Source organism: Phenylobacterium sp. (assembly GCF_020253645.1).
Classification (GTDB): Bacteria; Pseudomonadota; Alphaproteobacteria; order Caulobacterales; family Caulobacteraceae; genus Phenylobacterium.
Genome location: NZ_JADCBG010000056.1, coordinates 1 through 4,849, shown reverse-complemented (window position 1 = coordinate 4,849; position 4,849 = coordinate 1). Strand labels below are relative to the sequence as shown.

The window sequence follows — 4,849 nt, the reverse complement described above, 5'->3', positions numbered from 1 at the left end:
GGGGCGGCAGCGCCTCGAGGGGAGCGGAAAGATCCTCGTTCCCGCAACCGTCCGCGAGGGTCAGGCCAGCCCCGGCCTCCGCGAGGACTGACGGACCGGGATCAGCATCCAGATCCAAGGACATGCGAGTGTCTCCCATCCGCCGGACCGATTTCCGGACCTTCCTGATATGGGGCCTGGCTGACCCTGCGCCAGTCCGGAAAAGCCCCAGGCGTTCGCCCCGCCTGTCCAATCACAAAAGATTCAACACGCCCCGGCCCACCCGGCGCCAAGAGGGCTTGCCGGTGATTCGCAAAGCGGGTTAACGATTTCGCCATCAAGGTTACCGACGTTAACCTTTCTTAAATTAACCCTCTGGCAGGGTGACGCTGCTGGGCCCTGTCGAGAAGCGAATCAGGGCCGGAGCGAGAGGGGCAAGGAGGCGAGTATGCGCGTACTGCTGATCGAGGATGACAGCGCGACGGCTCAGAGCATTGAATTGATGCTCAAGTCCGAGGGGTTCAATGTCTATACGACCGACCTGGGCGAGGAAGGCGTCGATCTGGGCAAGATTTACGATTACGATCTGATCCTTCTGGATCTGAACCTGCCCGACATGAGCGGCATGGACGTGCTCCGGAACCTGCGCGTCGGCAAGATCGACACGCCGATCATGATCCTCTCCGGCACCTCCGAGATCGACACCAAGGTCAAGACGCTCGGCGGCGGCGCCGACGACTACATGACCAAGCCCTTCCACAAAGAGGAGTTGGTCGCCCGGATTCATGCGGTGGTCCGGCGCTCCAAGGGCCACGCCCAGTCCGTGATCCGGACCGGAGACATCCTCGTGAACCTCGACGCCAAGACGGTGGAGGTGAACAACAACCGGGTGCATCTGACGGGAAAGGAGTACCAGATGCTGGAGCTCCTCTCTCTCCGCAAGGGCACCACCCTGACCAAGGAGATGTTCCTGAACCATCTCTATGGCGGCATGGACGAACCGGAACTCAAGATCATCGACGTCTTCATCTGCAAGCTGCGCAAGAAGCTGGCGGCGGCTGCCGACGGCAAGCACTATATCGAGACTGTGTGGGGCCGCGGCTACGTCCTTCGCGACCCGATGGAGGGCCAGGCCGCCGCCTGACGGTGACCTGCATCGACCTGACAGACGCCCGCCCCCAAGGCGGGCGTTCCTGTTTGGGGCCAGGATTCGCGCCAGGCTATCGGGCGGTTGGGAGGGGAAACTCAGCATGGTCCGGCTTGCTGCTCTGATTGCGGTCATCGGGGTCGCCCTTGGCCTTGCGGGACTCGCCGGACGCCTTCCTGCAGCGCTTTCGGCGGATGCGCCAGCGAATGTGTTCTCAGCTGCGCGGGCCCAGGCCGACATCGAGGTGATCGCGAGGGAACCCCATCCGATCGGGTCGGCCGCCAATGCTCGCGTGCGGGACTACATTCTTCAGCGAATGGCCGCATCCGGGCTCGAAACCCAGGTCCAGACACAGTTCAGCCTTCGCCGTGCGACGTCGCGGACCTCCGATCCCGTCTTTCTCGGCGGACCCGTTGAGAACATCATCGGCGTTCTTCCGGGTCGTGACCGCTCCGCGCCGGCGCTGGCTCTGATGGCGCATTATGACAGCGTCAGACACTCGCCGGGTGCGGCGGACAACGCGGCCGGAGTCGCTGCGGCGCTGGAGGTCGCACGTGTCCTGCGAGCCCATGGAACGCCGGAGCGCGACGTCGTCTTTCTCATGACCGACGGCGAAGAGGCGGGGCTGCTGGGCGCGGAGGCCTTCTTCGACAGCCACCCACTCGCCGGGCGGATCGGCTTTCTGGTCAACATGGAGGCGCGGGGCGGCGGCGGGCTTGCGCAGATGTTCCAGACCGCCTCGCGGAACCGTGGAGCCATCGACCTCCTGCAGTCGGTCGCCCACCATCCCTCGGCGTCGTCGCTCTCGGTCCTGGTCTATTCCGTCATGCCGAATGACACGGACTTCACCGTCTCGCGGGCGGCGGGGATCGACGGACTGAACTTCGCCTTCATCGGGCGACAGTTCGACTATCACGCCCCGACTTCCAAGCCCGGAAATCTGGATGCAGGAAGCCTCCAGCACATGGGCGACCAGGTCACCGCGATCGCCCTCGCCGCAGCGCTCTCTGCGTCCCTTCCGACCAGGGGGCCGGACCAGACCTTCTCGCACACCTTCAATGACCTCCTGATCGCCTATCCACCCCTCGCGGGCTGGCTTGTCCTGGCGGCCTGCGCGGGTCTCCTCGCCCTGGCCCTGAGAAACGCCCGCAGAAGCGGGGTGCTGGATGCGCCGGGAGTCATTCGGGGTGCGGGCGCCGCAGTCTACCTGGTCCTTTTCACCGGGGCCGTTCTCCATCTCGCGAGACGCATCGCATCGGACGGCCGGGGCTTTCTGGAGCAACGGGACCTGCTCGCCAGGGTGACGGTGTGGGAGATCGCCATCCTTTTGATCGGGCTCGGCGCCCTGCTCCTGACCATCCGGATGTCGTCCAGCGGCCGCAGTCGACTGCAGGCCTGCGCCCTCGCCCTGGCGGCTGGCGCGGGCGCCCTGGTTTTCGGCTGGGATCCCGCTGCGGTCGCCCTCGGGACTGCAGCGGGAGTCGCAGGGATCATGACTTTCGGACCGCCAGTCCGGGTGGCGCCAGCCTGGACGGGCGTCCTCCTGACGGGCTTCGCCGCGGCGCTCCTGCTTCAGCTCCTTGTACCCACTGCGGCCTTCCTGGTCGCCTGGCCCCTTCTGGCGGCATGCCTGCTCGCGGTCCTGACCACCCTTGGCGCAGGCGCCCCGGCCTGGCGGCTGCCCGTCGCGAGCCTGCTTGTCGGGGCGCCTGTCGCCGCATGGCTCCTGGGTTACGCGCACGGGGTCTTCCTGGGGCTGGATCTGCCGGCCGTCCTCACCGTCTTTGTTTGGCTGGCTTCACTTGTGCTCTGGCCTCTCGCGCACGGCGATCCCGCCGGGAAGGTCGGACGGTCCCGAGCCGTCTTCTGGCTGGGTCGGGGTTCGGCGGCCTGCCTGATCGGCGGCCTCGTCGTCGCCGGGACCTTGAGGGCGACGCCGCCCTGGTCTGAGCGTTTTCCTGAGGCGACCCTGGTTCAGCACCTCTACGATTCCGATACGGGAAAGGCCTTCCTGATCTCGTCCGAACCCCGTCTCTCGCCCTGGACCCGGCAGGTCCTCACTCAGCAAGGGCTTCCGCCTGAACGGATTCGGGATGATCTTGTCGGACGCCGCCCGGTCTGGTCGGCGCCCGCGCCTGCGGAGCCGCTCGAGGCGACCGGGATGTCGGTGGAGACCCTCCCTGACGGTCGCCGGAGGCTCATCATCCGCCCGCCGGCGGACGCCGGGCGCCTGGACATCCGCATAAGGTGCAATACGCCCTGGGCTGGAGCCGCCATTAACGGACGCCCCGCCGACCTCCTGTCGGCTCCCGGCGTATGGAACCGCGTCCGGATCGCAGCGCCGCCCGGTGAATTGGTGATCGATTTCATGCCGGCCGGTCCCGGAACCCTTGAGGTCCTCAGCATGACCCAGACGACCGGCTGGCCGCGGGCCCTCAGACCCCTCCCGGCCCGGAAGACGGACGAGATGGCCTTCGGCGACAGCGATACCGCTCTCGTCAAGGCTCGACGGAACTTCAACTGGTGATCGGAGCAAACGCCGTGCCTGATGTGGTCATCTATCACAACCCCGCCTGCGGAACCTCCCGCAACACCCTGGCCCTGCTGCGGGAAAAGGGTGTCGAGCCCCGGGTGGTCGAGTACCTGAAGGCGGGCTGGACCGAAATCCAGCTGAAGTCCCTGGCGGCCCGGGCCGGAGTCCCTCTCCGGGCGCTGCTCCGGACCCGGGGTACGCCGGCGGAGGCGCTTGGCCTGACAGCCACGGACGTCGGCGAGGACGCCCTCGCAGCCGCCATGGCGCGCGAGCCCATCCTGGTGGAGCGCCCGCTGGTCGAAGGCCCCCGCGGAGTCGCCCTCTGCCGGCCGGCGGACAAGGTCCTCGACCTGATCTGAGCGCCCTTACGGCCACGAAAAAGGGCCCCGCCTCAAGGCGGGGCCCTTGTCCTTTACTGCGAAGGGATCAGTCGAAGACGATGACCGAGCGGGCGAGGCCGCCCTTCTTCATGTCCTCGAAGCCCTCGTTGACCTGGTCCAGGCGGATGCGCTGGGAGATCATCTCATCGAGCTTCAGCTTGCCGGACATGTAGAAGTCCACCAGGCGGGGCATGTCGACCGGGAACCGGTTGGAACCCATCAGCGAGCCCTGGATACGCTTTTCGCCGAGGAAGGCGGCGCCCGGCAGGGTCACATTCTGGCCGATCGGGATCATGCCGATGATGTTGGCCGTGCCGCCCCGGCGCAGCATGTTGAAGGCCTGCTCGGCGGTCTTGGACAGGCCGATGGCCTCGAAGGCGTGGTGCACGCCGCCGCGGGTCATCTCGAGGACCTCCTTCACCGCATCCGTCTTGGAGGCGTCGATGAAGTCGGTGGCCCCGAACTCACGGGCCAGGTTGTCCTTGGAGCCGAACATGTCGACGGCGATGATCCGGCCCGCGCCCGCGATGGCCGCGCCGTTGATCGCCGACAGGCCGACGCCGCCGCAGCCGATGACCGCCACGGTCTCGCCGGGCCGAACACCCGAGGTATGGATGGCGGCGCCCACGCCGGTCATCACCGAGCATCCGATCAGGGCGGCGCGGTCCAGGGGCATGTCCTTGCGGATCGAGACGCAGGCGTGCTCGTGGATCAGCATGTACTCGGCGAAGGACGACAGGTTCAGGAACTGCGGCAGGGCCGCCCCATTCTGGGTCAAGCGGGGTTCGTCGTCGGCGCCGCGCTTGGTCT

General features: G+C 66.9%; 4 protein-coding genes. 3 read left to right on the top strand and 1 reads right to left on the bottom strand.

Translation table 11 applies throughout. The annotated features are described in order from the left end of the window. The first annotated feature begins 427 nt into the window (after window positions 1-427). The 3 genes from ctrA (at window position 428) to arsC (ending at window position 4,018) form a co-directional block, all read left to right on the top strand. A complete protein-coding gene (gene ctrA / locus INE98_RS04245; RefSeq protein ID WP_293536834.1) occupies window positions 428-1,123 on the top strand; it encodes a response regulator transcription factor CtrA in 696 nt (231 codons plus the stop codon). 106 nt (window positions 1,124-1,229) lie between these two features. Then, window positions 1,230-3,653 (top strand): M20/M25/M40 family metallo-hydrolase, encoded by a 2,424-nt coding sequence (locus tag INE98_RS04240; protein WP_293536832.1) that lies wholly within the window; start codon window positions 1,230-1,232, stop codon window positions 3,651-3,653. Next, window positions 3,653-4,018, top strand: coding sequence for an arsenate reductase (glutaredoxin) (gene arsC / locus INE98_RS04235; RefSeq protein ID WP_293536836.1), 366 nt, complete (start codon window positions 3,653-3,655; stop codon window positions 4,016-4,018). Before INE98_RS04240 ends, arsC begins: the two co-directional genes overlap by 1 nt. Before the next feature lie 67 nt (window positions 4,019-4,085). On the opposite strand, the gene INE98_RS04230 is transcribed toward arsC, so the two are convergent. Further along, the coding region (locus INE98_RS04230) for a zinc-binding dehydrogenase (protein WP_293536830.1) at window positions 4,086-4,849 on the bottom strand (764 nt) is incomplete at its 5' end.

Coding starts and splice junctions, on each gene's coding strand:
- ctrA (WP_293536834.1), top strand. CDS start 428: ATGCGCGTACTGCTGATCGAGGATGACAGCGCGACGGCTCAGAGCATT.
- INE98_RS04240 (WP_293536832.1), top strand. CDS start 1,230: ATGGTCCGGCTTGCTGCTCTGATTGCGGTCATCGGGGTCGCCCTTGGC.